This window comes from Stenotrophomonas forensis (genome assembly GCF_028752115.1).
Taxonomy (GTDB): Bacteria; Pseudomonadota; Gammaproteobacteria; order Xanthomonadales; family Xanthomonadaceae; genus Stenotrophomonas; species Stenotrophomonas forensis.
In genome coordinates this window covers 1,938,553-1,964,194 of the sequence record NZ_CP082270.1, presented here as the reverse complement: position 1 = coordinate 1,964,194, position 25,642 = coordinate 1,938,553, and the positions used below count along the sequence as shown (strand labels likewise).

Sequence of the window (25,642 nt, the reverse complement as noted above, 5' to 3'; positions counted from 1 at the left end):
CGTCCTCTCTCCTTTTCCCCTTCCCGACCATGAAGATCGTCGAAGTGCGCCACCCGCTGGTGCAGCACAAGATCGGCCTGATGCGCAACGCCGCGCTCAGCACCAAGGATTTCCGTGAACTGGCCAATGAGCTGGGCACGCTGCTGGCCTACGAGGCCACCACCGACCTGGACACCGAGCCGCACACCCTGCCCGGCTGGGCCGGCCCGGTCACCGTGCAGCGCATTGCCGGCGCCAAGATCACCGTGGTGCCGATCCTGCGCGCCGGCCTGGGCATGCTCAGCGGCGTGCTGTCGCTGATCCCGGCCGCCCGCGTCAGCGTGGTCGGCCTGCAGCGTGATGAGGAAACCCTGCAGCCGGTGCCCTACTTCGAGCGCCTGACCGGTCGCCTGGAAGAGCGCGATGCGCTGATCCTGGATCCGATGCTGGCCACCGGCGGCACCCTGATCGCCACCATCGACATGCTCAAGCGCGCAGGCGCCCGCCGCATCAAGGGCATCTTCCTGGTCGCCGCGCCGGAAGGCATCGACGCGGTCAAGGCCGTGCATCCGGACGTGGAGATCTACACCGCGGCCATCGATGCCCAGCTCAACGACAAGGGCTACATCCTGCCGGGCCTGGGCGATGCCGGTGACCGCATCTTCGGTACCCGCGTCGGTTGATCCGGCGAGCCGGGGTCAGAGCCCTTTCTGCGAAAGGGATCTGACCCCATCCCGCATTCCGGCCTACAGTCCGGCCGCGAAGGTTTCCAGCTGGCCGATGGCAGTGTTCCAGCCGTCGAAGAAGCCCAGCTGCTCATGCTGGTCGCGCAGCGCCTTGTCCGGATGCATCACCCGCGCGGTGTAACGGCAGCCTTGGCCCTCGTCCTCCATCGTGATGATGGCGGTGAAGCCCAGCCACGGCGACTGCGGGCGCCAGCCCGCGCCCAGCATCGAGGTGAACACCAGGCGCTGCTGCGGCACCACCTCCAGGAAGCTGCCCGGATTGTCACTGCTGCCGCCATCGGGGCCCTGCATGAAGGTGTGGAAGGCCCCGCCAGGGCGCAGGTCGAACGCACGCACCTCGGTGGTCCACGGCTTCGGGCACCACCACTGGCGCAGCAGTTCGGGGTCTGTCCAGGCCCGCCAGAGTGCCGCGCGCGGTGCGTTCAACAAGCGGCTGATGACCAGATCGGTGTCCGGATTGCTACTTGCGTCCTCGGCCATGAGCCTGCTCCTGTCGGTGAAGGGTTTCGACGAAATCGACCATGCGGTCGGCACGCGCATCCCACAGGACGCGCTGTTCGGCCAGCCACTGCTCGGCCTGGCCCAGCCGCGCCGGCACCAGTTCGCAGGTACGTATGCGCCCCTGCTTGTGGCTGCGCACGACGCCGCTGCGTTCCAGCACGGCCAGGTGCTTCATCAGCGAAGGCAACGCCATCTGGAACGGCTCGGCCAGCATCGACACCGTGCACGGCCCCTGCCCCAGCGCGGCCACGATCGCGCAACGGGTGGGGTCGGCCAGGGCGTGGAAGATCCGTTGAATGGCGGGATCATACTTACCCATATGGCTAAGTAATACGCCGATCTGAATGCCGACGCAAGCAGGCGCGACCGGGCGGCGATTCTTCACGTGGCCTTGCGGGCCGGAAGCGAATGCTCCGCGCACCCGCCACCGCCTGGAGCACCCTGATGAAAGCCCCTTTCTTGCTGGCCGCCGTTCTTCTGGTCGGCCTGCCGCTGGCCGCCAACGCCACCACCCCGCAGCAGCAGCGCATGGCCGACTGCTCGGCCAAGAACAAGGGGCTGAAGGGCGACGCCTACAAGACCGCGCAGAGCGCCTGCCTCAGCGGCCACGCCACCGAAACCAAGGCGGTCAACCCGCAGCAGGAGCGCATGCGCAAGTGCAATGCCGATGCGGGCGCCAAGAAGCTGGCCGGTGATGCACGCAAGACCTTCATGAGCAGCTGCCTGAAGGCGTCGTAATCGTCGCGCCCGGATAGAACGCCATTCACGCATGGCGTGGTTCTACTGCATCAGTGAAGGGCCGGGCATTGCCCGGCCATTTCATTACCCCAATGCGCGCGCCTTCAGTTCACCCTGCTCATGCAGGGTGACGAAACGACCCTTGTCATCGCGACCGAGCTGCGCCAACGCCACCTGCGGATCGTGGGTGAAGAACAGATGCACGTTGCGCGCCAGCTTGTCCTCGAGGAACTGCCGCTTCTCGTCGATCAGCAGCTCGGCGTTGCGGTCGTAGCCCATGGTGATCGGCACGTGTACCCATGAGCGGCCCGGAATCAGGTCGGCGCAGAACACCACGCCACCATGCGCACCCTCGCCGGCATGTGCATGGCCGACGATCTCGGCCAGCATCAGCCCTGGCGTGTGGCCATCGCTGTAGCTGAAACGCACGCTGCGCCCCAACGCCTTGGAGTATTCCCCGTCCACCACTTCCAGGCGGCCACTGGCCTGCAGCAGGCCCGGCAGCTCCGGAATGAAGCTGGCCCGATCCCGCGGATGCGGCTGCACGGCGCGCTGCCAGTGCTGTGCGCCCACCACGTAGGTCGCGTTGGGGAACAGCAGCTCGGGCTCCCGCCCTTCGCTCCATGCCGCCAGCAGGCCACCGGCATGATCGAAGTGCAGGTGGCTGAGCACCACCACATCGATGTCCTCGTGTTCGAAACCGGCTTCGCGCAGCGAATCGATCAGCACGTGCTGGCTTTCCTGCACGCCATAGCGCTCGCGCATGCGCGGATCGAAGAACGCGCCGATACCGGTTTCGAACAACACCGTCTTGCCTTCCAGCGGGCTGGCAAGCAGCGCACGGCAGGCCAGCTCGATGCGGTTGAGCTCGTCCGGCGCTGCCCATTTTTCCCATAACGCGCGCGGCGCGTTGCCGAACATCGCACCGCCATCGAGGCGCTGCGAGTTTCCACGAATAGACCAGAGTTTCATGAGTCGATTATCGGCGCCGGCTCGTTAAATAATCGCTAGAAAGGAAACGGAAAACCCCGCCGTTGCGGGCGGGGTTTCGATGATCCAGCGGATTGCCGGCCAGCGGCCGGCACAACCGGATCAGCGCGCTGGCACGACCTGGGCGCTGCCCACCGGGTTGCGCGGGTCACTGCCGCCGAACAGCGTGTTGGACTTGCGGTCCCATTCCACGGTCTGCAGGTTGCCCCAGACGTGACTGGAACCGCGGCCACCGGCAGCGACGTTGCCTGGCAGGTCGATCCTGTGGCCCATCGCCTGCAGCTGCTTCACCGTGCCGGCATCGAACGCATCGTCCTCGGCTTCGATCAGGTCCGGCAGCCACTGGTGGTGGTAACGCGGCAAGGCGGCCACCTGCTGCGCATCCAGGCCGGCGTCGTAGCCGAGGATGCCCAGCAGCACCATGGTGATGATGCGGCTGCCACCCGGGGTGCCCAGCACCACCACCTTGTCGGCGTTCTCCATGAAGGTGGGCGTCATCGAGCTGAGCATGCGCTTGCCCGCCTTCGGCGCGTTGGCTTCATAGCCCATCACGCCGAACGCGTTGGGCGTGCCCGGCTTCAGCGCGAAGTCGTCCATCTCGTTGTTCAGCAGCACGCCGGTGCCCTTCGGAATCAGCCCCGAGCCGTACAGCAGGTTGACGGTCTGGGTGGCACCGACGCGGTTGCCGTCGCGGTCGATGATCGAGAAGTGGGTGGTCTCGTCATCTTCCAGCGGCGTCGGATTGCCCGACAGCAGGTCGCTGGGCGTGGCTTTCTCCGGATGGATGGTGGCCCGCAGGCCCTGCGCGTAATCCTTGCTGGTCAGCACCTTCTGCGGGATCTGCACGAAGTCCGGATCACCCAGGAAGAAGGTGCGGTCGCGGTAGGCGCGGCGCATCGACTCCACCACCAGGTGGGTGCGGTGGGCCGGGTCCATCTTCTTGATGTCCCAGCCTTCGAGGATCTGCAGCATGCTGGCCAGCGCGATGCCACCGGACGACGGCGGCGGCGCCGTGGTGATCTTCCAGCCGTTGTAGTTGAAGACGATCGGTTCGCGCTGCTTCACCCGGTATCCGGCCAGTTCCTCGGCGGTCCACTTGCCTCCGGCCTGCTTCACGCCTTCCAGCAGCAGTCTGCCGGTCTGGCCCCTGTAGAAGCCGTCGAAGCCACCGGCGGCCAGGCGTTCCAGCGTCTGCGCCAGTTCCGGCTGCTTGAACAGGTCGCCTGTGGCGATCGGCTTGCCGTTGCGCAGGTAGACCTCGCGGGTGCCGGGGAAGCGCTCCATCACTTCACGGCGCGAGGCATAGCCCTTGGCCATGCGCTCGTACACCGGGAAACCTTCGCGCGCGATGCGGATGGCCGGCTGCAGCGACGCCGACAGCGGCAGCTTGCCATGCTTGGCCGACAGTTCGACCAGCGCCGCAGGCAGGCCCGGAATGCCCGCCGACCAGGCGCCGTTGACCGAGCGGTCACGGTCGAGGTTGCCCTGCTTGTCGAGGAACGCCTGGGGCGTTGCCGCAGCCGGTGCAGTCTCGCGCGCGTCCAGCATCACATCCTTGCCGGTGGCCGCGTCGTGCAGCAGGAAGAAGCCACCGCCGCCCAGCCCGGAACTGATCGGTTCGACCACCGCCAGCGTGGACGATACGGCCACCGCCGCGTCGAAGGCATTGCCGCCCTGCGCCAGGATGTCGATGCCGGCCTGGGTGGCCAGCGCATGGCCACTGGCAATGGCGGCGCCGTCGGGGCGTTCGGCACGGACAGGGCTGTCGGCCCAGGCGATCGGGCTCAGCAGCAGGCCGAGCAGCAACAGCGGACGGACGATCAGCGTCTTCATTCGGATGGGGGCTCCGCATAGAGTTCGGGGTGATCGTGCTGCAGCTGGCGCAGCTTGGCCAGCAGCTGGTCTTCCGTTTCCACGATCTCCGGGTCCGGATCGATGCATTCGACCGGGCAGACGACCACGCACTGTGGCTCGTCGAAATGACCCACGCATTCGGTGCAGCGCGCAGGGTCGATCACGTAGATGGTTTCACCCATCGCAATGGCCTGGTTCGGGCAGGCCGGCTCGCATACGTCGCAGTTGACGCAGAGCTCGTTGATTTTCAGCGACATGGCGATACTCCTCGCCCGCGCCTTGGGACAAGGACCGGCCAGCGCGGGCGCGCGGGCCGGTCAGGTCATCAGCGGCGCGCTTGCGGAGCGCCGCCCGGGCCATGCCGGAGCATGGCCGCCATGGCTCGGTCTTACTTGGCTTCGACGAAAATGTACTCGGCACCGGTCGGCTGGATCGCAGCCTGCACGCGGGCGTTGTCGGCCGACTGGCCGATGAAGACGACGCGCACGCCCTTCATCGAATCCGGCCCCACGTCCTTGAACACGGCCTGGATCATGTCAGCCATCTTGCCCGAGGCCGACGAACCGAAGGCCAGCATGTTGCCCGGCTGCACGCCACGGGCCACGGCCTGGGTCGCGCTCTCGGTCTGGCGCTCGTACTTGGCCTGGAAGTCCGGGTCCGATTCCGGCGAGAGGTAGTACAGGAACGGGCTGTTGGTGATGTTGCCCATGTTCTGGATCGCCACTTCCTGCAGGTATTTCTTCCAGCCTGCATCGTCGTCCTTGGACGGCGCGACCAGCGCCTGCTTGGCTTCGTCGACCGGAGCGGCCTCTTCCTTCTTGCAGGCGGTGAAGGCCAGGGCCAACGAAGCGATCAGCATCGCGCGCATGGTGGTGTTCATGGGTTTCCTCCCGGAATGGTGCGTGGTGGTGTACGTAATGGGGTGCGGGTACAGCGGGACTTACGACTGTGCCGACTTCGCTTCGCGGACCTTGCGCAGGGCTTCGAGCACCGCGGCCGGCACGAAACCGGACACGTCACCGCCCAGGCGCGCGATCTCGCGGACCAGCGAGGACGAAATGAAGCTGTGCTGCTCGGCCGGGGTCAGGAACAGGGTCTCGACCTCGGGGATCAGATGGCGGTTCATGCTGGCCATCTGGAACTCGTATTCGAAGTCGGACACCGCGCGCAGGCCGCGCAGCAGCACCCCCCCCTGGACCGAACGGACGAAATGGGCCAGCAGCGTATCGAAGCCGATGACCTCGACATTGCCGTGGTGGCCCAGTGCGCCGCGGGCCAGCTGCACGCGCTGTTCCAGCGGCAGCGCCGGGCCCTTGGACGGGCTCTGCGCCACACCCACCACGACCTTTTCGAACAACGGCGCGGCCCGGCTCACCAGGTCGATATGACCATTGGTGATCGGATCGAACGTGCCGGGATAGACGGCAATGCGGCGGTTGGCCACGGTCATGGGCGGATGCAGATGTTCAGATGAAGTCAAAGTGTAGCAGTGGCGCGGCGGTACAGGGCAAAGCGCACCTCACGGGTGCCGCCCTCGCGGTGCAGCAGCCATTCCGCCGGCAGTGACGGGACGTGGCCGGCCGGCGATTCCAGGTACAGCCAGGCATCGGCGGCCAGGTGCCGCGGCAGCTGGGCCAGCACGCCCTGCCACAGGCCATCGGCGAACGGCGGGTCGATGAACACCAGGTCGGCCTGCTGCGCCGGGGCGCTTTGCAGCCAGCGCAGGGCATCGGCCTGGACCACGGTGACCTGGTCTACCGCCTGCAGCTTGGCGACGGCGGCGGACAGGTTGCGCCCGAGCTGGGCATCGCGCTCGACCAGGGTGGCGTGGGCGGCGCCGCGCGAGACGGCCTCCAGGCCCAGCGCGCCGCTGCCGGCGAACAGGTCGAGCACCCGCGCCCCGCCCAGCCGGGGCATCAGCCAGTTGAACAGCGTTTCGCGAACGCGGTCGCTGCTTGGCCGCAGGCCCGGCAGGGTCGGCACCGGCAGGCGGGTATTGCGCCAGCGGCCACCGATGATGCGGACCTGGCCGTCATTGCCACCACGGCCGCTCACCGGCGCCCCCGGTGGGGGTTGTTCGAGAATTTCAGCATGAAGGGGATTGTAGTCGTCCGGGCGGCGCCCGGAACCCGCAGAGGCCGAAGCAACGTCAAAAGCGGGCTATCCCTGGGTTGGCGGGGCGGTGTCGGATTGCGGGGACGCCGTGAACCCATCCATGGGGGCTTGGCCGCGGCATCCATGCCGCGGACACCCCGCAATCCGACACCGCCCCACCTTCGACAGACTTCCGCGATCTGTCCGAATCCACGCCATGCATATCTGAACATCTGTCAGACATCGAAGGAATTGATGAGATCAGAAGCCCAGCCGTTGCCACCGTCACCGGGAATTTGTCAGAGGTGGGGCGGTGTGGGTGGGCAGGACCGTTGGCGCCATGGATGGCGCCATCGAGCCCCCATGGACGGGTTTACGGCGTGTCCTGCCCACCCACACCGCCCCGCCATCCCACGGAATGCCCGCTGTTGCTTTTGCTATCGCTGTTGCTTCGGCCTCTGCGGGTGCAGGGTGCAACCCTGCCAGACCAACCCCTTGATTTCGGGACAATCAGCCATACCCCTTGGCGAGGCCGCACGCGCTGGCGCGGCATTGCACATGGAGCCTTATCGATGACCGAGACCACCCAGACCGAAACCCTTGGCTTCCAGACCGAAGTCAAGCAGCTGCTGCAGCTGATGATCCACTCGCTGTACTCCAACAAGGAAATCTTCCTCCGCGAGCTGGTCTCCAACGCCGCCGACGCCGCCGACAAACTGCGCTTCGAGGCCCTGACCCAGCCGGCCCTGCTGGAAGGCGACAGTGAACTGCGCGTGCGCGTCAGCTTCGACCCCGCCGCCCACACCATCACCATCGAGGACAACGGCATCGGCATGAGCCGCGCCGAAGCCATCGCCCACCTCGGCACGATTGCAAAGTCCGGCACCAGTGACTTCCTGCGCCAGCTGTCCGGCGACCAGAAGAAGGATTCGCAGCTGATCGGCCAGTTCGGCGTCGGCTTCTACAGCGCCTTCATCGTTGCCGACGAAGTGGAAGTCACCTCGCGCCGCGCCGGCCTGGCTGTCGGCGAAGGGGTGCGCTGGAGCTCGCGCGGCGAAGGTGACTTCGACGTCGCCACCATCGACAAGGCCGAGCGTGGCACCCGCATCGTGCTGCACCTGAAGGACGGCGAGCATGACTTCGCCGACGGCTGGCGCCTGCGCAGCATCCTCAAGAAGTATTCGGACCACATCGGCCTGCCGATCCAGATGCCGAAGGAAGGTGGCGAAGAAGGTGCAGCAGTCGAGTGGGAAACCGTCAACCGCGCCAGCGCGCTGTGGACCCGCCCGCGCACCGAGATCAGCGACGCCGAGTACACCGAGTTCTACAAGCACGTGGCGCACGACCACAGCGACCCGCTGGCGTGGAGCCACAACAAGGTTGAGGGCAAGCTGGAGTACACCTCGCTGCTGTACGTGCCCGGCCGCGCGCCGTTCGACCTGTACCACCGCGATGCGCCCAAGGGCCTGAAGCTGTACGTGCAGCGCGTGTTCGTGATGGACCAGGCCGAGCAGTTCCTGCCGCTGTACCTGCGCTTCATCAAGGGCGTTGTCGATTCCAACGACCTGTCGCTGAACGTCTCGCGTGAGATCCTGCAGTCCGGCCCGGTCATCGATTCGATGAAGGCCGCGCTCACCAAGCGCTCGCTGGACATGCTGGAAAAGCTGGCCGCCGACAAGCCCGAGCAGTACGCCACGTTCTGGAAGGAATTCGGCCAGGTACTGAAGGAAGGCCCGGCCGAGGACTACAACAACCGCGAGAAGGTGGCCGGCCTGCTGCGCTTCGCCTCCACCCGTGGCGACGGCGACGCGCAGAGCGTGTCGCTGGCCGACTACCTCGGCCGCATGGCCGAAGGCCAGGACAAGATCTACTACCTGACCGGCGAGAGCTACAGCCAGGTTCGCAACAGCCCGCACCTGGAAGTGTTCCGCAAGAAGGGCGTGGAAGTGCTGCTGCTGACCGACCGCATCGACGAGTGGCTGATGGGCTACCTCACCGATTTCGACGGCAAGGGCTTCGTCGACATCGCCCGTGGCGACCTCGACCTGGGCGCGCTGGAAACCGAAGCGGACAAGCAGGAGCAGGAAGCGGCGGCCAAGGACAAGCAGGGCCTGGTGGAGCGCCTGAAGACGGTGCTGGGCGATGATGTGGCCGAAGTGCGCGTCTCGCATCGCCTGACCGATTCGCCGGCGGTGCTGGCCATCGGCGAACAGGACCTGGGCCTGCAGATGCGCCAGATCCTGGAAGCCAGTGGGCAGAAGGTGCCGGACAGCAAGCCGGTGCTGGAGATCAACCCGGGCCACCCGCTGATCGCCAAGCTGGATGCCGAAGCCGATGGCACGCGCTTCGACGACCTGGGCCGAGTGCTGTTCGACCAGGCCGCACTGGCCGCCGGTGACAGCCTGAAGGACCCGGGCGCCTATGTGGCGCGCCTGAACAAGCTGCTGCTGGAACTGTCGGCCTGACCGACAGGGTGGTCGCCGGGCATGGCCCGGCGCTACCGGGTGCTGGTGGATGCCAACCTTGGTTGGCATTCCTGCTCTGGTAGATCCCAAGCTTGGTTGGCATTCCTGCTCTGGTAGATGCCAACCTTGGTTGGCGCTCCAAAGGCGTGCCAACCAAGGTTGGCACCTACCAGGGCGGGTCGAGCGTGTCAACCAAGGTTGACACCCACCAAAGCCGGTCGCCTCAGGCTTCCCAATCCAGCAGCGAGCCCAGCATCTGGTCCTGGCGGCGGATCACCGTGGCGTTGGCGGCGAACGCCACCACATCGGCCCGGGCCGCCAGCAGGTCACCCAGCGGCGCGCCGGATTCGGTGCCGGTGGTCGTCACCACAGCCTGCACCCCACCCTGCTCTGCGGCACCACGCTGCAGCTGCAGGCGCTGGGCATCGGGAGTCGCCAGGTTGGCCACGTCGTGCGCGGCCACCTGCACGCCCTGCTGGGCCGCGCGCATTCCGCCGAGGGCCATTCCCATCACGTTGTTCATGGCGGTCTCCGGGCCACCCTGCGCAGCCCTCCGGACCGGTTAACGGCCGGCAGGCCGCGTCCTTGAGTCCACATCGGCCCGACAGGCCCGAGTGGTAGCATATCCCTCAGATTTCAGCGCCTTTTGCCAATGCTCAGTTTTTTCCGCCGCAAGAAGCCCCAGGACGCCCCCGCAACGGAGGCGCCCAAGACCCAGCACTACTCGGCTGAAGAGCTGGCGGCGGCATTCCCGTCCGCTGCCCCGGTCGACGAAGCTCCGGCCGCTCCGCTAGCCGCGCCGAACACGCCAGAAGCTGCCACGCCCGAGGCTGCCACGCCCGCGCCGACGCCTGCACCTGCGCCGGTCGCAGTGCCCGAAGCGCCGGCCGCCGCACCGGCACCGCCGGCTGCGGAACGCGTCATCGCCGCAGAGGACTTCGAAGCCGAAGCCCTGGCCGCTGCTGCCGTGCTCGCGCCGCTGGCGCCGGTCACCCCGGCCGAAGCACCGGCTGCGCCCGCCGCTGATCTGCCGGTGCTGGTCGACGCGGCCCCGGCTCCGGCCGGCAAGCCCGGCTGGCGCGAACGCCTGCGCAACAGCGTCATCGCACGCAGCTTCGGCGGCCTGTTCTCGCGCAACCCCAAGCTCGACGACGACCTGCTGGACGAGCTGGAAACCGCGCTGATCACCGCCGACGTCGGCGTGGGTGCCACCACCGACCTGGTAGAGGGCCTGCGCAAGCGCATGAAGTCGCGCGAATTCGCCGACGCCAATGCGCTGCTGGCCGCGCTGCGCAGCGAACTGATCGCGATCCTGCAGCCGGTGGCCAAGCCGCTGGTGATCGACCGCACTGCCAAGCCCTTCGTGGTGCTCACCGTCGGCGTCAACGGCGTTGGCAAGACCACCACCATCGGCAAGCTGGCCAAACGCTTCAAGGACGAAGGCCACAGCCTGATGCTGGCCGCCGGCGATACCTTCCGCGCCGCCGCCGTGGCCCAGCTGCAGGCCTGGGGCGAGCGCAACGGCGTGGCCGTGGTCGCCCAGGGTCAGAACGCCGATGCTGCATCGGTGGCATTCGATGCGCTGCAGGCCGGCAAGGCCCGCGGCACCTCGGTGCTGATCGCCGATACCGCCGGCCGCCTGCACACCCAGTCCGGGCTGATGAACGAACTGGGCAAGATCCGCCGCGTGCTCGGCAAGATCGACCCCACCGCCCCGCACGAAGTGCTGATGGTGATCGATGGCACCACCGGCCAGAACGCGCTGTCGCAGCTGCGCCAGTTCAATGCCGCGGTGAACGTGACCGGCCTGGTGGTGACCAAGCTGGACGGTACCGCCAAGGGTGGCGTGGTGTTCGCGCTGGCCCGCGAGTTCGGCATCCCGATCCGCTTCGCCGGCATCGGCGAGCGCCCGGAAGATCTGCGCGTGTTCGATCCGGAAGCCTTCGTCGACGCCCTGCTGCCTGAAGCGCTGGGCGGCTGATACACCGCGCAGCCACCCGTGGGGTGGCTCTACTGGAACCGGTAGAGCCACTCCAAGGTGGCAGCCCTCCTCCGGAACACCGATGCCACGCCAGCCGCACGCCAGCGCCGACACTGCCCAGCAAGACGGCTTCGTTGCCCGCCTGCTGCACTGGTTCGACGGCCACGGCCGCCACGACCTGCCCTGGCAGCACCCGCGCAGCCCGTACCGGGTCTGGCTGTCGGAGATCATGCTGCAGCAGACCCAGGTGGCCACGGTCATCCCGTATTTCCAGCGGTTCCTGCAGCACTTCCCGACCCTGCCCGACCTTGCCGCGGCCAGCAACGACGCGCTGATGGCGCAGTGGGCCGGGCTCGGCTACTACGCCCGCGCACGCAACCTGCACGCCGCGGCCAAGCGCTGCGTGGAACTGCACGGCGGCGACCTGCCGCGCGATTTCGATGCACTGCACGCGCTGCCCGGCATCGGCCGCAGCACCGCTGGCGCGATCCTCAGCCAGGCCTGGAACGACCCGTTCGCAATCCTCGACGGCAACGTCAAGCGCGTACTCAGCCGCTACCACGGCATCGACGGCTTCCCCGGCCTGCCGGCCATCGAGAAGCAGCTGTGGGCGATCGCCGAGGCACATGTGGCGCAGGTCCCAGCCGGACGCATGGCCGACTACACCCAGGCGCAGATGGACCTGGGCGCGACCGTCTGCAGCCGCGCGAAACCGGCCTGCGTGATCTGCCCGCTGCACGACGACTGCATGGCGCGCCGCGAAAGCCGCACTGCCGAACTGCCCACGCCCAAGCCCGGCAAGACGCTGCCCGAACGCGAAGCAGTGGCGCTGCTGTTGCGCGACGCCCAACAGCGCGTGCTGCTGCAGAAACGGCCGGACACCGGCATCTGGGCGCAGCTGTGGACGCTGCCGCAGGCCGAAGCCGGCAGCATGCTGCAGGACTGGTTCGATGCGCACGTCGACGGCTCACTGGAAGATGCCGAGGAACTGCCGGTGCTGCAGCACACCTTCAGCCACTACAAGCTGCATCTGCAGATACTGTCGCGGCAGGTACACGGGCTGCGCGTGGAGGAACCTACGCTGCGCTGGGTCGCCGCCGACGAACTTCCCGCGCTGGGCCTGCCCGCGCCGATCCGCAAGCTGCTCGATGGCGCCACCATCAAAGCGCCAAAACGAAATTCCAAGAAACCCCGCAACCACGAGTGAGTGCCATGTCCCGAACCGTCTTCTGCCAGTACGAACAACGCGATGTCGAGGGCCTGGACTTCGTGCCCTACCCGGGCGAACTGGGCCAGCGCGTCTTCAACAACATCGGCAAGCAGGCCTGGGCGGCGTGGCTGGCGCACCAGACCATGCTGATCAACGAAAACCGCCTTTCGCCCCGCACGCCGGAGCACCGCGCGTTCCTGGAAGGCGAACTGGTCAAGTTCCTGTTCGAGAGGGACGCAGAAAAGCCGGCCGGCTTCACCCCCGAAGCCTGACGGCAAAAGGGGACGGAGGGGATTAAGTCGTTTGTGCCACAAACGACTTAATCCCCTCCGTCCCCTTTTTTGATCATTTGGCCGGGGCGGTTTCCGCCTCGCGCTCCTGCACCTGGGCCTGGCGCAGCTCCTGCTCGGACGCGCGCAATGCCTTGACGTCCAGCTTGCGGATGCTCTTGATGAAGCACGGCATGCGTGGGCCGCCCGTAGGGTCGCGCACCAGCACCTTGTCGAAGCGCGTCGAAACGCGATTCATCTGGCTGGTCAGGCCGATGGCGGTGGCAAACGTCAGGTCCTGGCAGGGGCCGTTCAACTCCAGCAGATAGGCTTCGCTGGGGCGGGTCCATACCGCCAGCGCGCTGTCTCCCAGTTCGGTCCAGCCATTGAGGCTGCCGAAGAACTGCATGTCGTTCTGCGGCGCACCGGCATGCGCACGGTACAGGTCCAGCTTCTCGGCACTGCTGAGCCGGCCGGTGGTCGCACAGGCGGCCAGGGCCAGGCAGAGGCCGGCCATCAGGATCGGGGTCTTCATGGCGATCTCCTCGGGGTACTGTCGCCATCATGCGCCTGCCAGGGTGGCGCCCGTGCGACGACCGGGAGCCCCATTCAGGCGGCGGTCGGCGGTCGACCAAGGTCGACCTCCACCAAGGCAGGCCCAGGACTCCGGAATCCGGTAGTCGCCAACCTTGGTTGGCGCTTGCCCCGCAGGAGCAGCCGACCAAGGTCGGCTTCCACCCAAGCGGGACCAGCGGCTCAGACGTCAGCGTGGGCCAATGCGTGCAGCCGCCCTTCGCGCAGTTCCAGCACCCGATCAAGGCGACGCGCCAGGCTGCGGTCGTGGGTGACCAGCACCAGGCTGGTGTGGCGGGCGCGGTTGAGTTCCAGCATCAGCTCGAACACGGTGCCTGCGGTGCGGTCATCCAGGTTGCCGGTCGGCTCGTCGCCAAGCACGCAGGCCGGGTGGTTGACCAGTGCACGCGCCACGGCGGCACGCTGGCGTTCGCCACCGGACAGCTCGCCCGGCTTGTGGTCCAGGCGATGGCCGAGCCCCACCGCCTCCAGCAGGGCCGTTGCCCGGCTGGACGCCTCGGCCACGGCGGTACCGGCCAGCAGTACCGGCATCATCACGTTTTCCAGCGCGGTGAATTCCGGCAGCAGGTGATGGAACTGATAGACAAAGCCCAGCGCCTGGTTGCGCAGCAGGCCGCGCGCGGTATCCGACAGCGCCGACATGCGCTGGCCGGTCACATAGACTTCGCCGGCGGTTGGAACATCCAACCCACCCAGCAGGTGCAGCAGCGTGCTCTTGCCGGCGCCGGACGCACCGATGATCGCCACCGTCTCGCCAGCGGTCACGGTCAGGTCCAGGCCATCGAACACCGGGGTCTGCATGCGCCCTTCGGCGTAGGTCTTGCCCAGTGCTTCGGCGCGGATCACTTCATCGCCGCGGTTGAAGACCTTATTCATAGCGCAGGGCCTCCGCCGGCTGGGTGCGTGCTGCCCGCCAGGCGGGATACAGGGTGGCCAGGAAGCTCATCAGCAGCGCGACCACGGTGATCGCCACCACGTCGCCGGTCTGCATGTCGGTCGGCAGGCCGGTGATGTAGTACACGTCCTCAGGCATCAGCTTGACGTTGAACACCGCCTCGATGGCACCGAGGATGCGTTCGAGGTTGAGGGTCAGGGTGATGCCGCCGATCAGCCCGGCCAGGGTGCCGAAGATGCCGATCAGCGAACCCTGCACCATGAACACCTGCATCACCCCGCCCGGGGTAAGGCCGAGGGTGCGCAGGATCGCGATATCGGCCTGCTTGTCGGTGACCAGCATCACCTGCGAGGACACCAGGTTGAACGCACCCATCGCGATGATCAGCGACAGCAGGATGCCCATCACCACCTTCTCCATGCGCAGCGAGTGGTAGAGGTTGGCATTCTGCTGGGTCCAGTCACTCACGCGGTAGGCGCCACCGAGGCTCTGCGCCAGGTCCACGCCCACCTCCAGCGAGCGGTCCATGTCGTGCAGCTTCAGCCGCACGCCGGTGGCACCGTCACTGCGCAGCACGCGCTCCAGGTCCTGCATGTTGGCGAAGCCGACGCCACGATCGACCTCGTTATAGCCGGCTTCGAAGATGCCGCTGACGGTGAAACGCTTCATCCGCGGCACTGCGCCGGCAGGCGTGCCCTGCACTTCGGCGAAGGTCACCAGTACCTGGTCGCCGACGTCCACGCCCAGCCAGATCGCCAGCTCCTTGCCCAGCAGCAGGTTGAAGCTGCCCGGCTTGAGGCTGTCATAGCTGCCCTTGGTGACCTTCTTGTCGATCACCGATACCTTCGGCTCCAGCGCCGGATCGATGCCCTGGATGATCGCGCCCTGTACGCGCGGGCCGCTGATCATCGACTGGATCTCGATGTACGGCGCGGCACCCGCCACGCGCGGATCCTTGCTGGCGATGTCGACCACACGCATCCAGTCCGGCATCGGCTCGCCGTCGCGGCTGATGGTGGTGTGCGCGGTCATCTGCAGCAGGCGGCTGCGGATTTCCTTCTGGAAACCGCTCATCACGGCCAGGGTAGTGATCAGCACCGTGACGCCGAGCGCGATGCCCAGGATCGATGCCATCGAGATGAAGGAGATGAAGCCGTTGCGGCGCTTGGCGCGCAGGTAGCGCAGGCCGATCGCCACGGGGATGGGTTTGAACATGCAGGCACGCCAGTCAATTCAGCTTATGGTGCCATCGTACGCGGCCGACGGGAAACGGCACGTGCGGCCACGGCCAGTCGCAGTTCACGTCGCTGCCCGGAATCGAGCACATCCGGCCAGAACAACAGGTGCCGGCGGCGTCGGCCCTCACGCCAGGACAACAACAGCCAGGCACCACGCACCACCAGCCGTGGCACCTCGATGTCCTGCCCGGCCACCTGCAGCGGCTCGGGAAGCGGCGGCAGCCGCACCTGCAGGCGCGGCCTGCGCAGCCGCCAGGCCAGCTCGGCCAGGCCAAGGCCCCAGGCCAGCAACACAGCAGGGATCAGCAGGCGCGGTGGCAGCTCCGAGGCGCGCAGCAGCCAGGGCGCGGCCAGCAGCACCGCCAGCTGGGCGGCGGCCTGCAGCCGCGAGGGACGCCACTCAAGGCTTGAGGGCGAGGATCTTCTGCATGAGAGGGATCGCGTGCGCATGCGGGCAGGCCTCATAGCCCATGAACCAGCGCCACAACTTATCGTCCTCGCAATCGAGCAGGAACAGGAAAACCTCGCGCTCTTCGGTCGGCGCAGTGCTCCATTCGTGGTCCAGGTAACGGCCGAACAACTGGTCCAGTTCGCGCATGCCGCGGCGGCAACGCCAGCGCAGCTTCTTCAGCAGAACATCTTCTTCCATCGTGCTTCTCCAGATACAGCAAAGCCACGCATGGCGTGGCTCTGCTGGGGTCATGCAACTACCCGGCGCCGTATCAGGCGCGGCGTTCCATCATCAGCTTCTTGATCTCGGCGATCGCCAGCGCCGGGTTCAGGCCCTTCGGGCAGGTCCGGGCGCAGTTCATGATGGTGTGGCAGCGGTACAGCTTGAACGGATCTTCCAGATCGTCCAGGCGCGCACCGGTGTCCTCATCGCGCGAGTCGATGATCCAGCGGTAGGCCTGCAGCAGGATCGCCGGGCCCAGGTAGCGCTCGCCGTTCCACCAGTAGCTCGGGCAACTGGTCGAGCAGCAGGCGCACAGGATGCACTCGTACAGGCCATCCAGCTTCTTGCGGTCTTCCGGCGACTGCAGGCGCTCACGGTCCGGCGGTGCCGGGGTCTGGGTGCGGATCCACGGCTTGATCGAGGCGTACTGCGCGTAGAAGTGGGTCAGGTCCGGAACCAGGTCCTTGACCACGTTCATGTGCGGCAGCGGATAGATCGGCACTTCCTTCTTGCCGCAGTCCGAGATGGCTCGGGTGCAGGCCAGGGTGTTGGTGCCGTCGATGTTCATCGCGCACGAGCCACAGATACCTTCGCGGCAGGAGCGGCGGAAGGTCAGGGTCGGGTCGATCTCGTTCTTGATCTTGATCAGGGCGTCCAGGACCATCGGGCCACAGGCGTCCAGATCAACTTCATAGGTATCGGTGCGCGGGTTGCTGTCGTCGTCCGGACTCCAGCGGTAGATCTTGAAGGTGCGCACGTTCTTGCCGCCGTTCTTGACGGGGAAGTGCTTGCCCTTCGTGATCTTGGAATTCTTGGGGAGTGAAAACTCGGCCATGGCTGCTCTCGTTGGCTCAGGCGGCCCGCGCCCGTGGGCGCGGATTGCATGGTAGGCGGGGTCGGATCAGTACACGCGCGGCTTCGGCGGCACTACGGACACGTCGTCGGTCAACGTGTACATGTGCACCGGACGGTAGTCGAAGCTGCACTTGCCCTTCTCGTCGACGCTGACCAGGGTGTGCTTCTGCCAGTTGACGTCGTCGCGGTCCGGGAAGTCCTCGTGCGCATGCGCGCCGCGGCTTTCCTTGCGCTGTTCGGCCGAGTTGATCGTCGCCACCGCGTTGAGCAGCAGGTTGTTCAGCTCGTAGGTCTCGATCAGGTCCGAGTTCCACACCAGCGAACGGTCGGAGACCTTCACGTCCTGGAACGAGTCGAAGATCTTGTCCATCTTCTCGCAGCCTTCCTTCAGCGTCTGGCTGGTGCGGAAGACGGCCGCGTCGGCCTGCATGGTGCGCTGCATGCGATCGCGGATGACCGAGGTCGGGGTATCGCCGTTGGCGTGGCGCAGCTTGTCCAGCAGGCCCAGCGCCTTGTCGCAGGCATCGGCCGGCAGCGGCTTGTGCGATGCGCCCGGCTTGATGGTCTCGGCGCAGCGGTTGGCCACCGCACGACCGAACACCACCAGATCCAGCAGCGAGTTCGAGCCCAGGCGGTTGGCGCCATGCACGGACACGCAGGCCGCTTCGCCGATGGCGTACAGGCCCGGCACCACCGCATCGGGGTTGTCGCCGACCTTGCGCACGACTTCGCCGTGGTAGTTGGTCGGGATGCCGCCCATGTTGTAGTGCACGGTCGGGATGACCGGGATCGGCTGCTTGTGCACGTCGACGCCGGCGAAGATGCGGGCGCTTTCAGCGATGCCCGGCAGCTTCTCGTCGATCACGCCCGGGCCAAGGTGGGTCAGGTCGAGCAGGATGTGGTCCTTGTGCTCGCCGACGCCGCGGCCTTCGCGGATCTCGATGGTCATCGAACGGCTGACCACGTCGCGCGAGGCCAGGTCCTTGTAGTGCGGTGCGTAACGCTCCATGAAGCGCTCGCCGCTGCTGTTGCGCAGGATGCCGCCTTCACCGCGGACACCCTCGGTGATCAGGCAGCCGGCGCCGTAGATGCCGGTCGGATGGAACTGCACGAACTCCATGTCCTGCATGGCGATGCCGGCACGCATGGCCAGGCCGCCACCGTCGCCGGTGCAGGTGTGCGCCGAGGTGGCGCTGAAGTAGGCACGGCCGTAACCGCCGGTGGCCAGCACCACGCCCTGGGCGCGGAACAGGTGCAGGGTGCCATCGGACATGTCCAGGGCCAGCACACCGCGGCAGGCGCCCTCTTCATCGAAGATCAGGTCGAGCGCGAAGTACTCGATCATGAAGCGCGCGTCGTGCTTCAGCGACTGCTGGTAGAGCGTGTGCAGCATCGCGTGGCCGGTACGGTCGGCCGCCGCGCAGGTACGCTGCGCCGCCGGGCCTTCGCCGTACTTGGTGGTCATGCCACCGAACGGACGCTGGTAGATCTTGCCTTCGGCGGTGCGCGAGAACGGCACACCGTAGTGTTCGAGCTCGATGATGGCCGGGATGGCCTCACGGCACATGTATTCGATGGCGTCCTGGTCGCCCAGCCAGTCCGAACCCTTGATGGTGTCGAAGAAGTGGTAGCGCCAGTCGTCCTCTCCCATGTTGGCGAGTGCGGCCGAAATACCGCCCTGGGCGGCAACGGTGTGCGAACGGGTCGGGAAGACCTTGGTCAGGCACACGGTCTGCAGGCCCTTGGCGGCCAGGCCGAACGTGGCGCGCAGGCCGGCGCCGCCGGCGCCGACCACGACCATGTCGTACTTGTGTTCGGTGATCTTGTAAGCGGACATCTAATCTGGATTCCTGTGTTGGTGCCTGGGCTCAGGCAACGCCGAGGGCGATGCGGCCCACCGCAAACACACTGACGATCATGCCGAGCACGGCGACGAACTTCACCGCGGTCTGCAGCACCAGGGCCAGCAGCGATTCGTGGATGTAATCTTCCAGCACGACCTGCATGCCGAGCTGCGCGTGCCAGAACATGGCGATCAGCAGGCCGATCAGCGGCACGGCATTCCACGGCTTGGCCACGGCGGCGGCGGCGGTCGCGTAGTCCGAACCCAGCAGGCTCAGCACGAAGACCAGGAACCAGATGCCCAGCACCACCAGGGCGGCGGCGGTCAGGCGCTGGTGCACGAAGTGTTCGGTGCCGGTCTTGGCCGAACCAAGGCCGCGCACGCTCTTCAACGGGGTACGGAACCTGCTCACGCGGCACCTCCGAACATCACATAGGCCCACACCAGCAGGGTGATCACCAGGCTGCCGGTGACCGACAGCCAGCTGCTGCGGATGAAGGCGGGAATGCTGAAGCCGATGGCGAAGTCCTGCACCACATGGCGGATGCCATTGCACAGGTGATAGGCGAACGACCATGTCCACGCGAACAGGAACACGCGGCCATACCAGGCCCCGGCATGGCCGGTGAAGCAGTTCCAGGACTCGGGCCCCATCATCAGGGCCAGCAGGCCCGCGGCGATGATGAGGGCACCAACAGACAGAAAGACGCCAGTGGCTCGATGCAGGATCGAGGTGGCCATCTGAATCTGCCAGCGATACACCTGAAGGTGCGGGGAAAGTGGGCGTTGTCTGGTCGCCATTCGCTGGGCTCGTTGTCTCGGCTGGGCGGCACACGGCCGCGTTGGCTCAATGCTGATCAGAAATCGATGCAGCGTCCGTTTTTCTCCCAATCGCCGTACCGCACCGGATCAAGTCCGCCGCGGCCGCCGAATTCCTCTGCTTTTTCCTGTTCCACGGGCACGGGTGCCGCGGGGACCAGCGGGGCTTCAGATTCGTCGTCGGGAGTGGGGGTTGTTTGGCCTATCATGTTCGGTCTCGCAACGCACAAATTTTAGACCTCGTTCACGTGCCTGACAACCTGCCCCCTGCTTTCGTCGGATATCCGCGCCTTCCCGGGCACCAGCTGCTGAGCCTGCAGGGTGTCGATGCGGCCGTTTTCGCCCACGCCCAGTTCAGCAGCGATGTCACTGCCCTGCCCCTGCTGCACTGGCAGTGGAGTGCCTGGCTGAGTGCCAAGGGCCGCACCATGGCGGTGTTCCAGCTGCTTCGGCTGGCCGAAGACCATGTGATGCTGGTGCTGGCCGACGGCGATGCCGATGCGATTGCGTCGCAACTGCAGCGCTTCGTGTTCCGCCGCAAGGTGAAGGTGCTGGTGCGCAGCGACCTTGCGGTGGCCGGCGCCTTCACCGCGCCCGAGGCCGCCAGTGGCGCCGCCATTGCGCACGCCGAAGGTGACGGCTGGGAACTGGACCTGGGCAGCGATGCCCTGCCGCGCACCCTGCGCATCGGCGCTACCGACGCCTTCGCCGCCGGCAGCGAGGCCGATGAGGTGGCCTTCGCCCTGGCCTGGCGCCAGGCCGACCTGCGCTACGGCCTGCCCCGGCTTGAGGAAAGCCAGCGCGAGGTGTGGACTCCGCAGCAACTGGGGCTGGATCGCCTGAACGGCTACAGCGTGAAGAAGGGCTGCTACCCGGGCCAGGAGATCGTCGCCCGCACCCACTTCCTCGGCAAGGCCAAGCGCGCGGTGCAGCTGCTGCATACCGCGGCGCCGGCGCAGGCCGGTGATGGCGTGCAGCAGGACGGCGCTACGCTGGGCACGATCGCCAGCGTAGCCGGTGACCTGGCGCTGGCGGTGTTGCCGTTGGAGGCCAGTGACGCCGATCTGCAGGTCGGCGATGCCGTCGCGCAGCGCATGCCGTTGCTGGACGGATTGGCGCGCTGAATCCACCCGACGCTTCGGTGGGTGCGGACCGTTGGTCCGCACGCCTTCGGCGAATGAATGGTAGTGCCGGCCGCTGGCCGGCAACCACGCCTGGTTGAGGTTGCCGGCCAGCGGCCGGCCCTACCCGTTACAGGCGCTCGCCAGTTTCCGGGTTGAAGAAATGCAGCCCCTGCGGGTGGATCGCCACGCGGATCTGCTCACCCACCGCCGGCAGTACCTGCGGCGCCACGCGCATGGTCAGCGCATGCTGGCCACTGCTCAGGTTGACGAAGATCTCGTTGCCGACCGGTTCGATGCCTTCGATGCGCGCGTTGAACGCATGCGCATCGTCGGCGGTCGCCGGCTGCAGGTGCTCGGGGCGCACGCCCACCGCGATCGGCTTCTGCAGCCACGCCGGATCGATCGTGGCCTGGCCCAGCGGCGCGCGCCATTCGCCGTCAACCACGGTCACGCCACCGGCATCGCCCTGCAGCGTGCCACGCAGCACGTTCATCGCCGGACTGCCGAGGAAGCCGGCCACGAACAGATTGGCCGGGCGGTCGTACAGCGCCATCGGCGTGTCGATCTGCTGGATGACGCCGTCCTTCAGCACCACGATGCGCTGGCCCAGGGTCATCGCTTCGACCTGGTCATGGGTCACGTAGATCATGGTGGTGCCCAGCTTGCGGTGCAGCTGCGCGATCTCGGTCCGCACACTGTGGCGCAGCTTGGCATCCAGGTTCGACAGCGGCTCGTCGAGCAGGAACACCGCCGGCTCGCGCACCAGCGCGCGGCCCAGCGCAACGCGCTGGCGCTGGCCGCCGGACATCGCCTTGGGCAGCTTGTCCATCATCTCGGTCAGGCCCAGCGTCTGCGCCGCCTCGGCGATGCGCCTGTCGATCGTCGCCTTGTCATGGCCGCGCAGCTTCAGGCCGAAGGCCAGGTTCTCGGCCACGGTCATGTGCGGGTACAGCGCGTAGCTCTGGAACACCATCGCGATGTCGCGATCCTTCGGCGCCACGTCGTTGACCACGCGATCGCCGATGGTCAGCGTGCCGCCGCTGATCTCTTCCAGCCCAGCCACCATCCGCAGCAGGGTCGACTTGCCACAGCCGGACGGGCCGACCAGCACCATCAGCTCGCCATCGGCGACCTCGAAGCTGGCGTCCTTCACCGCGACCTGGCCGTTGTCATAGACCTTGCGCACACCCTGCAACTGCACTTTTGCCATATCACCTAATCCGGTCCGCCCGATGCCGGGCTGTCTTTTGGGACTGCCTCGGCCCTCCCGATGGCAGTGATGATTGCGCGCCCACCGCATGGCGGCGAGCACTGCAATCGAATACAGTTGCCCATTCTGCCATGTAAACGTTTTCACGTGGCACTATCCGATGATCGGTGCGCACCGATCTGCGTCGGCGATTGAACGAAGGTTCCGCCGAGGTAGTGGTTTCGATTGGAACGGTCTTCCGGAGCCCCGGGAAACCCGCCCGACGAACCTCGGACAGGCAGTTGCGCGGATGTCCCCCGAACCCAGCCATGAAGCGATTGACAACGATGTCACCCGGATCTGAAACTCGAGCGATGCACGACACCCTCTTCCTGTTCGGTGCCACAGGTGATCTGGCCCAGCGCTACCTGTTCCCTTCGCTGCTTCGCCTGCTCGGCGACGGCCTGCTGCCGGAGGACTTCCGCATCCGCGCACTGGCCCTGTCCGGGCATGACACCGAAGCCTTCCATGACATCCTGCGGCCGCGCCTGCAGCAGGCCATGCCGATGGCCACGCAGGACGACATCGCCGGGCTGCTGCGCCGCATCGACTACCGCTCGGTGGACCTGCGCGACGTCGATTCGGTGGCCGCCGCGGTCGCCGACCTGGTGCACCGCAAGTGCGTCAGCTACCTGGCCATCCCGCCGGGCCTGTACATCTCCACCTGCGAAGGCCTGGCCAAGGGCGGCGCCCTCGCCGCGCCGGCACGGCTGATGCTGGAGAAGCCGATCGGCAGCGACAGCGAAAGCGCTGAAGAGATCATCTCCACCATCGGCCAGTGGATCGACGAGGACCGCGTGTTCCGTCTCGACCACTACCTGGGCAAGGCGGCGGTGCAGAACCTGATCGCGCTGCGCTTCGGCAACACGCTGCTGGAAGCGGTGTGGAACCGCAATTACATCGAATCGGTGCACATCCTGGTCGCCGAAAGCGAAGGCGTGGATGGCCGCGACGCCTACTACGCCCGTTCCGGTGCGCTGCGTGACATGGTCCAGAGCCACATCCTGCAGCTGCTGTGCATGGTGGCGATGGAGCCGCCGGCCTCGCTGGAAGCCGACCGCATCCGCGACGAGAAGGTCAAGGTGCTGCGCGCCCTGCGCCCGCTCGATGCCAGGCACGCCGCGCGTGACAGCATCCGTGGCCGCTACACCGCCGGCACCATCAACGGCCAGCCGGCCCAGGCCTACCAGCCGCCGGAAGGCAGCGACGTGGAAACCTTCGCCGGCGTCACCGCGCATATCGACAACTGGCGCTGGAGCGGCGTGCCGTTCCACCTGGTCACCGGCAAGCGCCTGCCCGAGCGCACCACCCGCGTGGTGGTCACGCTGAAGCCGGTCACCCACTGGCTGTTCGAGCGCCCGCAGCGTGCGCAGGCCGCACCGAACCGCCTGGTGTTCCAGCTGCAGCCGCAGGAGAACATCGAGCTGGGCCTGATGAGCAGCCTGGCCGGCCCGGAATGGGGCGCGCTGGAACTGCATCCGCTGGAACTGGAACTGTCGGTGCCGACCGGCCTGCACCGCCGCATCGCCTACGAACGCCTGTTCCTGGATGCCTTCAACGGCAACCACACGCTGTTCGTGCGCGACGACGAAGTCCGCGCGGCCTGGGCATGGATCGACAGCGTCGCCGATGCCTGGAAGGAAGCCAGGCTGCCGCTGGAACCCTACCCCGCCGGCCAGTGGGGCCCGGGCAACGCAACGGAGTTCCTGCCGCAGGGCGTGGATGCGCCGGACAGTGGAGCCTCGGCATGAGTGTCGGCTCGCAGCCGGTGCTGGTCGCCGACATCGGGGGCACCAATGCCCGTTTCGCACTGGCCGATACCTCGCTGGACGCGCCGCTGCTGAAGGACAGCATCCGCGAATACGCAGTGGCGGAGTTCCCATCGCTGGGCGACGCCGCACGTCATCACCTCGAACAGATCGGTGCCAGCGCGGGCCGTGGCGTGTTCGCGGTGGCGGGCCGTGTCGATGGTGACGAGGCACGCATCACCAACCACCCGTGGGTGATCTCGCGCAGCCGCACCGCGGCGATGCTCGGCTTCGACGAACTGCACCTGATCAACGACTTCGCCGCACAGGCGATGGCGATCTCGCTGCTGCAGCCGGAAGACGTGATCCAGGTCGGTGGCGCGGCATGGGTACCGGGCAAACCCGGACAGCCGCGCAACTACGCGGTGATCGGACCCGGCACCGGACTCGGCGTCGGCGGCCTGATCCTGCGCCATGGCCGCTGCTATCCGCTGGAAACCGAAGGCGGCCATGTCAGTTTCCCGCCGGGAACGCCGGAGGAGATCCGTATCCTGGAGATCCTGTCCGAGCAGTTTGGGCGCGTCTCCAACGAACGGCTGATCTGCGGCCCTGGCCTGGTCAACATCCATCGCGCCGTGTGCGAGATGGCCGGCATTGACCCGGGCCAGCTGCAGCCGGTGGACGTAACCGCACGTGCGCTGCATGGCGACCCGCAGGCGATGCGCACCGTGGACGTGTTCTGCGCCGTGTTCGGCGCGATCGCCGGTGACCTGGTGCTGACCCAGGGCGCCTGGGACGGCGTGTTCCTGACCGGCGGCCTGACCCCGAAGATGCTTGATTCGCTGCAGCACTCCGGGTTCCGCCAGCGCTTCGAGCACAAGGGCCGCTTCTCTTCGATCATGGCGCGGGTGCCGTCGCTGGCGGTGATGCATCCCCACGCTGGGCTGCTGGGCGCCGCCGCCTATGCCGCCGACGCCGAACGTGACGCACCAGGAGTTGCCGCATGAGCCCCACCTTCCACGACGACCGCATCGAGTTCATCCAGCACGGCGACGCCGATGGCTGGATCGAGGCGGTCGCCGCCGAGATGGCACAGACCCTCAACCACGACATCAACGAAGTGGGCCGCGCCCGCATCCTGCTGTCTGGCGGTACCACGCCGGCGCCGGTGTACCAGGCACTGGCCGAGCTGGACGTGCACTGGGACCGGGTTGAAGTCAGCCTGGCCGACGAGCGCTGGCTGTCGCCGCAGGATCGTGACAGCAACGCCTGGTTGGTGCGCGAACATCTGCTCAAGCGCGCCGAGGGCGCGCATTTCGACCCGTTGGTGCGCGTCGGCAAGCCGCTGCCGGAATGCGTCTACACCGTCAACCTGCAGGCCCAGCACAGCCAGCCGCCGAGCCTGGTGGCGCTGGGCATGGGCAATGACGGCCACACCGCCTCGCTGTTCCCGGGCTCGAAGGACCTCGCCCGCGCGCTGGAAAGCACCCTGCCCTATGCGGCGCTGGATGCCACCGGCTGCCCCGGTGCCAACCAGTGGCCGCTGCGCATCACGCTGACCCCGCACGGCCTGCGCCAGTGCCGCCAGCGCCTGCTGCTGCTGCGCGGCAAGCAGAAGCTGCAGGTGCTGCGCCAGGCCCTGGACAGCAACGACGCCCAGCAGTATCCGATCCTCAACGCGATCAACCTGGAAGGCGCGCGCCTGCGCGTCCACTGGGCTGATTGAAGTCGGCGGCGGCGCGCTGCCGCCGCTTGCCTCTCGCCACCACGAACGCCG

At 67.0% G+C, this 25,642-nt stretch carries 30 protein-coding genes; 10 read left to right on the top strand and 20 right to left on the bottom strand.

Features of this window, described 5'->3' with window-relative positions; all coding sequences use genetic code 11:
* Positions 1-29: 29 nt before the first annotated feature.
* Positions 30-662 (top strand): uracil phosphoribosyltransferase, encoded by a 633-nt coding sequence (upp, locus tag K5L94_RS09400; RefSeq protein WP_274512624.1) that lies wholly within the window; start codon positions 30-32, stop codon positions 660-662.
* Between the two features lie 63 nt (positions 663-725).
* On the opposite strand, the gene K5L94_RS09395 is transcribed toward upp, so the two are convergent.
* Complete coding sequence (locus tag K5L94_RS09395; protein WP_053449402.1) at positions 726-1,205, bottom strand: SRPBCC family protein; 480 nt, start codon at positions 1,203-1,205, stop codon at positions 726-728.
* On the bottom strand, positions 1,186-1,611 hold the full coding sequence (locus tag K5L94_RS09390) for an ArsR/SmtB family transcription factor (protein WP_230078992.1): 426 nt from the start codon (positions 1,609-1,611) through the stop codon (positions 1,186-1,188). The genes K5L94_RS09395 and K5L94_RS09390 overlap by 20 nt, the downstream gene beginning before the upstream one ends.
* 59 nt (positions 1,612-1,670) lie before the next feature.
* Between K5L94_RS09390 and K5L94_RS09385 the strand changes: the two genes are divergently transcribed.
* Entirely contained in the window at positions 1,671-1,964 is a 294-nt protein-coding gene (locus tag K5L94_RS09385; RefSeq protein WP_053451285.1) for a PsiF family protein, read from the top strand.
* An 84-nt stretch (positions 1,965-2,048) separates the two neighbouring features.
* Here K5L94_RS09385 and K5L94_RS09380 read toward each other — a convergent pair whose 3' ends face one another.
* The 6 genes from K5L94_RS09380 to rsmD form a co-directional block, all read right to left on the bottom strand.
* Entirely contained in the window at positions 2,049-2,936 is an 888-nt protein-coding gene (locus K5L94_RS09380; RefSeq protein WP_053449400.1) for an MBL fold metallo-hydrolase, read from the bottom strand.
* 120 nt (positions 2,937-3,056) lie between these two features.
* Complete coding sequence (gene ggt / locus K5L94_RS09375; protein ID WP_164087536.1) at positions 3,057-4,787, bottom strand: gamma-glutamyltransferase; 1,731 nt, start codon at positions 4,785-4,787, stop codon at positions 3,057-3,059.
* Positions 4,784-5,065 (bottom strand): YfhL family 4Fe-4S dicluster ferredoxin, encoded by a 282-nt coding sequence (locus K5L94_RS09370; protein ID WP_004153175.1) that lies wholly within the window; start codon positions 5,063-5,065, stop codon positions 4,784-4,786. The genes ggt and K5L94_RS09370 overlap by 4 nt, the downstream gene beginning before the upstream one ends.
* Positions 5,066-5,196: 131 nt before the next feature.
* Complete coding sequence (locus K5L94_RS09365) at positions 5,197-5,688, bottom strand: hypothetical protein (protein WP_006433096.1); 492 nt, start codon at positions 5,686-5,688, stop codon at positions 5,197-5,199.
* Positions 5,689-5,748: 60 nt separating this feature from the next.
* Complete coding sequence (gene coaD, locus K5L94_RS09360) at positions 5,749-6,258, bottom strand: pantetheine-phosphate adenylyltransferase (RefSeq protein WP_006433094.1); 510 nt, start codon at positions 6,256-6,258, stop codon at positions 5,749-5,751.
* A 26-nt stretch (positions 6,259-6,284) separates the two neighbouring features.
* Positions 6,285-6,863: a 16S rRNA (guanine(966)-N(2))-methyltransferase RsmD gene (gene rsmD / locus K5L94_RS09355; protein ID WP_053511878.1), complete on the bottom strand. Its 579-nt coding sequence runs from the start codon at positions 6,861-6,863 to the stop codon at positions 6,285-6,287.
* Positions 6,864-7,474: 611 nt separating this feature from the next.
* On the opposite strand from rsmD, the gene htpG reads away from it, so the two are divergent.
* On the top strand, positions 7,475-9,367 hold the full coding sequence (htpG, locus tag K5L94_RS09350; protein WP_053449397.1) for a molecular chaperone HtpG: 1,893 nt from the start codon (positions 7,475-7,477) through the stop codon (positions 9,365-9,367).
* A 223-nt stretch (positions 9,368-9,590) separates the two neighbouring features.
* On the opposite strand, the gene K5L94_RS09345 is transcribed toward htpG, so the two are convergent.
* Positions 9,591-9,890: a hypothetical protein gene (locus K5L94_RS09345; protein ID WP_274512487.1), complete on the bottom strand. Its 300-nt coding sequence runs from the start codon at positions 9,888-9,890 to the stop codon at positions 9,591-9,593.
* A gap of 129 nt (positions 9,891-10,019) precedes the next feature.
* Between K5L94_RS09345 and ftsY the strand changes: the two genes are divergently transcribed.
* The 3 genes from ftsY to K5L94_RS09330 all read left to right on the top strand — a co-directional run bounded on the left by ftsY (position 10,020) and on the right by K5L94_RS09330 (position 12,830).
* Positions 10,020-11,348, top strand: a complete 1,329-nt coding sequence (ftsY, locus tag K5L94_RS09340; RefSeq protein ID WP_274512486.1) for a signal recognition particle-docking protein FtsY — start codon at positions 10,020-10,022, stop codon at positions 11,346-11,348.
* Positions 11,349-11,430: 82 nt separating this feature from the next.
* The gene (gene mutY / locus K5L94_RS09335; RefSeq protein WP_180879872.1) at positions 11,431-12,555 is read left to right on the top strand and encodes an A/G-specific adenine glycosylase; all 1,125 of its coding nucleotides are present in this window, start codon (positions 11,431-11,433) and stop codon (positions 12,553-12,555) included.
* Between the two features lie 5 nt (positions 12,556-12,560).
* Entirely contained in the window at positions 12,561-12,830 is a 270-nt protein-coding gene (locus tag K5L94_RS09330) for an oxidative damage protection protein (RefSeq protein WP_274512485.1), read from the top strand.
* A gap of 73 nt (positions 12,831-12,903) precedes the next feature.
* Here K5L94_RS09330 and K5L94_RS09325 read toward each other — a convergent pair whose 3' ends face one another.
* The 10 genes from K5L94_RS09325 to K5L94_RS09280 form a co-directional block, all read right to left on the bottom strand.
* On the bottom strand, positions 12,904-13,362 hold the full coding sequence (locus K5L94_RS09325; protein WP_049457522.1) for a DUF6491 family protein: 459 nt from the start codon (positions 13,360-13,362) through the stop codon (positions 12,904-12,906).
* A 221-nt stretch (positions 13,363-13,583) separates the two neighbouring features.
* Positions 13,584-14,297: a lipoprotein-releasing ABC transporter ATP-binding protein LolD gene (lolD, locus tag K5L94_RS09320; protein WP_053449393.1), complete on the bottom strand. Its 714-nt coding sequence runs from the start codon at positions 14,295-14,297 to the stop codon at positions 13,584-13,586.
* The gene (locus K5L94_RS09315) at positions 14,290-15,531 is read right to left on the bottom strand and encodes a lipoprotein-releasing ABC transporter permease subunit (RefSeq protein ID WP_006433034.1); all 1,242 of its coding nucleotides are present in this window, start codon (positions 15,529-15,531) and stop codon (positions 14,290-14,292) included. The genes lolD and K5L94_RS09315 overlap by 8 nt, the downstream gene beginning before the upstream one ends.
* Positions 15,532-15,554: 23 nt before the next feature.
* Complete coding sequence (locus K5L94_RS09310) at positions 15,555-16,004, bottom strand: hypothetical protein (protein WP_164087923.1); 450 nt, start codon at positions 16,002-16,004, stop codon at positions 15,555-15,557.
* A complete protein-coding gene (locus K5L94_RS09305; protein WP_005409080.1) occupies positions 15,955-16,203 on the bottom strand; it encodes an FAD assembly factor SdhE in 249 nt (82 codons plus the stop codon). The genes K5L94_RS09310 and K5L94_RS09305 overlap by 50 nt, the downstream gene beginning before the upstream one ends.
* Positions 16,204-16,276: 73 nt before the next feature.
* Complete coding sequence (locus K5L94_RS09300) at positions 16,277-17,062, bottom strand: succinate dehydrogenase iron-sulfur subunit (protein WP_005409079.1); 786 nt, start codon at positions 17,060-17,062, stop codon at positions 16,277-16,279.
* Positions 17,063-17,128: 66 nt separating this feature from the next.
* Complete coding sequence (gene sdhA / locus K5L94_RS09295) at positions 17,129-18,919, bottom strand: succinate dehydrogenase flavoprotein subunit (RefSeq protein ID WP_053449391.1); 1,791 nt, start codon at positions 18,917-18,919, stop codon at positions 17,129-17,131.
* Positions 18,920-18,950: 31 nt separating this feature from the next.
* Positions 18,951-19,337, bottom strand: a complete 387-nt coding sequence (gene sdhD, locus K5L94_RS09290; protein ID WP_006432981.1) for a succinate dehydrogenase, hydrophobic membrane anchor protein — start codon at positions 19,335-19,337, stop codon at positions 18,951-18,953.
* Complete coding sequence (sdhC, locus tag K5L94_RS09285; RefSeq protein ID WP_005409076.1) at positions 19,334-19,726, bottom strand: succinate dehydrogenase, cytochrome b556 subunit; 393 nt, start codon at positions 19,724-19,726, stop codon at positions 19,334-19,336. The genes sdhD and sdhC overlap by 4 nt, the downstream gene beginning before the upstream one ends.
* 56 nt (positions 19,727-19,782) lie before the next feature.
* Entirely contained in the window at positions 19,783-19,953 is a 171-nt protein-coding gene (locus tag K5L94_RS09280) for a DUF1674 domain-containing protein (RefSeq protein ID WP_005409075.1), read from the bottom strand.
* 39 nt (positions 19,954-19,992) lie between these two features.
* On the opposite strand from K5L94_RS09280, the gene ygfZ reads away from it, so the two are divergent.
* Complete coding sequence (gene ygfZ / locus K5L94_RS09275; RefSeq protein ID WP_274512484.1) at positions 19,993-20,868, top strand: CAF17-like 4Fe-4S cluster assembly/insertion protein YgfZ; 876 nt, start codon at positions 19,993-19,995, stop codon at positions 20,866-20,868.
* Positions 20,869-20,995: 127 nt separating this feature from the next.
* On the opposite strand, the gene K5L94_RS09270 is transcribed toward ygfZ, so the two are convergent.
* Positions 20,996-22,078: an ABC transporter ATP-binding protein gene (locus tag K5L94_RS09270; protein WP_053511424.1), complete on the bottom strand. Its 1,083-nt coding sequence runs from the start codon at positions 22,076-22,078 to the stop codon at positions 20,996-20,998.
* A 353-nt stretch (positions 22,079-22,431) separates the two neighbouring features.
* Here K5L94_RS09270 and zwf point away from each other — a divergent pair, with 353 nt between their 5' ends.
* Genes zwf through pgl form a run of 3 tightly spaced genes read left to right on the top strand, consistent with a single transcriptional unit; the run spans position 22,432 to position 25,591 of the window.
* Positions 22,432-23,868: a glucose-6-phosphate dehydrogenase gene (zwf, locus tag K5L94_RS09265; RefSeq protein WP_337999990.1), complete on the top strand. Its 1,437-nt coding sequence runs from the start codon at positions 22,432-22,434 to the stop codon at positions 23,866-23,868.
* Positions 23,865-24,872, top strand: coding sequence for a glucokinase (gene glk, locus K5L94_RS09260; RefSeq protein ID WP_006432897.1), 1,008 nt, complete (start codon positions 23,865-23,867; stop codon positions 24,870-24,872). Before zwf ends, glk begins: the two co-directional genes overlap by 4 nt.
* Positions 24,869-25,591 (top strand): 6-phosphogluconolactonase, encoded by a 723-nt coding sequence (gene pgl / locus K5L94_RS09255; protein ID WP_164087926.1) that lies wholly within the window; start codon positions 24,869-24,871, stop codon positions 25,589-25,591. Before glk ends, pgl begins: the two co-directional genes overlap by 4 nt.
* Positions 25,592-25,642: the final 51 nt, after the last annotated feature.

What these genes read in the sequence shown, in the direction of transcription:
- upp (WP_274512624.1), top strand. Translation starts at nt 30, where the DNA reads ATGAAGATCGTCGAAGTGCGCCACCCGCTGGTGCAGCACAAGATCGGC.
- K5L94_RS09395 (WP_053449402.1), bottom strand. Translation starts at nt 1,205, where the DNA reads ATGGCCGAGGACGCAAGTAGCAATCCGGACACCGATCTGGTCATCAGC.
- K5L94_RS09385 (WP_053451285.1), top strand. Translation starts at nt 1,671, where the DNA reads ATGAAAGCCCCTTTCTTGCTGGCCGCCGTTCTTCTGGTCGGCCTGCCG.
- K5L94_RS09380 (WP_053449400.1), bottom strand. Translation starts at nt 2,936, where the DNA reads ATGAAACTCTGGTCTATTCGTGGAAACTCGCAGCGCCTCGATGGCGGT.
- ggt (WP_164087536.1), bottom strand. Translation starts at nt 4,787, where the DNA reads ATGAAGACGCTGATCGTCCGTCCGCTGTTGCTGCTCGGCCTGCTGCTG.
- K5L94_RS09370 (WP_004153175.1), bottom strand. Translation starts at nt 5,065, where the DNA reads ATGTCGCTGAAAATCAACGAGCTCTGCGTCAACTGCGACGTATGCGAG.
- K5L94_RS09365 (WP_006433096.1), bottom strand. Translation starts at nt 5,688, where the DNA reads ATGAACACCACCATGCGCGCGATGCTGATCGCTTCGTTGGCCCTGGCC.
- coaD (WP_006433094.1), bottom strand. Translation starts at nt 6,258, where the DNA reads ATGACCGTGGCCAACCGCCGCATTGCCGTCTATCCCGGCACGTTCGAT.
- htpG (WP_053449397.1), top strand. Translation starts at nt 7,475, where the DNA reads ATGACCGAGACCACCCAGACCGAAACCCTTGGCTTCCAGACCGAAGTC.
- K5L94_RS09345 (WP_274512487.1), bottom strand. Translation starts at nt 9,890, where the DNA reads ATGAACAACGTGATGGGAATGGCCCTCGGCGGAATGCGCGCGGCCCAG.
- ftsY (WP_274512486.1), top strand. Translation starts at nt 10,020, where the DNA reads ATGCTCAGTTTTTTCCGCCGCAAGAAGCCCCAGGACGCCCCCGCAACG.
- mutY (WP_180879872.1), top strand. Translation starts at nt 11,431, where the DNA reads ATGCCACGCCAGCCGCACGCCAGCGCCGACACTGCCCAGCAAGACGGC.
- K5L94_RS09330 (WP_274512485.1), top strand. Translation starts at nt 12,561, where the DNA reads ATGTCCCGAACCGTCTTCTGCCAGTACGAACAACGCGATGTCGAGGGC.
- K5L94_RS09325 (WP_049457522.1), bottom strand. Translation starts at nt 13,362, where the DNA reads ATGAAGACCCCGATCCTGATGGCCGGCCTCTGCCTGGCCCTGGCCGCC.
- lolD (WP_053449393.1), bottom strand. Translation starts at nt 14,297, where the DNA reads ATGAATAAGGTCTTCAACCGCGGCGATGAAGTGATCCGCGCCGAAGCA.
- K5L94_RS09315 (WP_006433034.1), bottom strand. Translation starts at nt 15,531, where the DNA reads ATGTTCAAACCCATCCCCGTGGCGATCGGCCTGCGCTACCTGCGCGCC.
- K5L94_RS09310 (WP_164087923.1), bottom strand. Translation starts at nt 16,004, where the DNA reads ATGCGCACGCGATCCCTCTCATGCAGAAGATCCTCGCCCTCAAGCCTT.
- K5L94_RS09305 (WP_005409080.1), bottom strand. Translation starts at nt 16,203, where the DNA reads ATGGAAGAAGATGTTCTGCTGAAGAAGCTGCGCTGGCGTTGCCGCCGC.
- K5L94_RS09300 (WP_005409079.1), bottom strand. Translation starts at nt 17,062, where the DNA reads ATGGCCGAGTTTTCACTCCCCAAGAATTCCAAGATCACGAAGGGCAAG.
- sdhA (WP_053449391.1), bottom strand. Translation starts at nt 18,919, where the DNA reads ATGTCCGCTTACAAGATCACCGAACACAAGTACGACATGGTCGTGGTC.
- sdhC (WP_005409076.1), bottom strand. Translation starts at nt 19,726, where the DNA reads ATGGCGACCAGACAACGCCCACTTTCCCCGCACCTTCAGGTGTATCGC.
- K5L94_RS09280 (WP_005409075.1), bottom strand. Translation starts at nt 19,953, where the DNA reads ATGATAGGCCAAACAACCCCCACTCCCGACGACGAATCTGAAGCCCCG.
- K5L94_RS09270 (WP_053511424.1), bottom strand. Translation starts at nt 22,078, where the DNA reads ATGGCAAAAGTGCAGTTGCAGGGTGTGCGCAAGGTCTATGACAACGGC.
- zwf (WP_337999990.1), top strand. Translation starts at nt 22,432, where the DNA reads ATGCACGACACCCTCTTCCTGTTCGGTGCCACAGGTGATCTGGCCCAG.
- glk (WP_006432897.1), top strand. Translation starts at nt 23,865, where the DNA reads ATGAGTGTCGGCTCGCAGCCGGTGCTGGTCGCCGACATCGGGGGCACC.
- pgl (WP_164087926.1), top strand. Translation starts at nt 24,869, where the DNA reads ATGAGCCCCACCTTCCACGACGACCGCATCGAGTTCATCCAGCACGGC.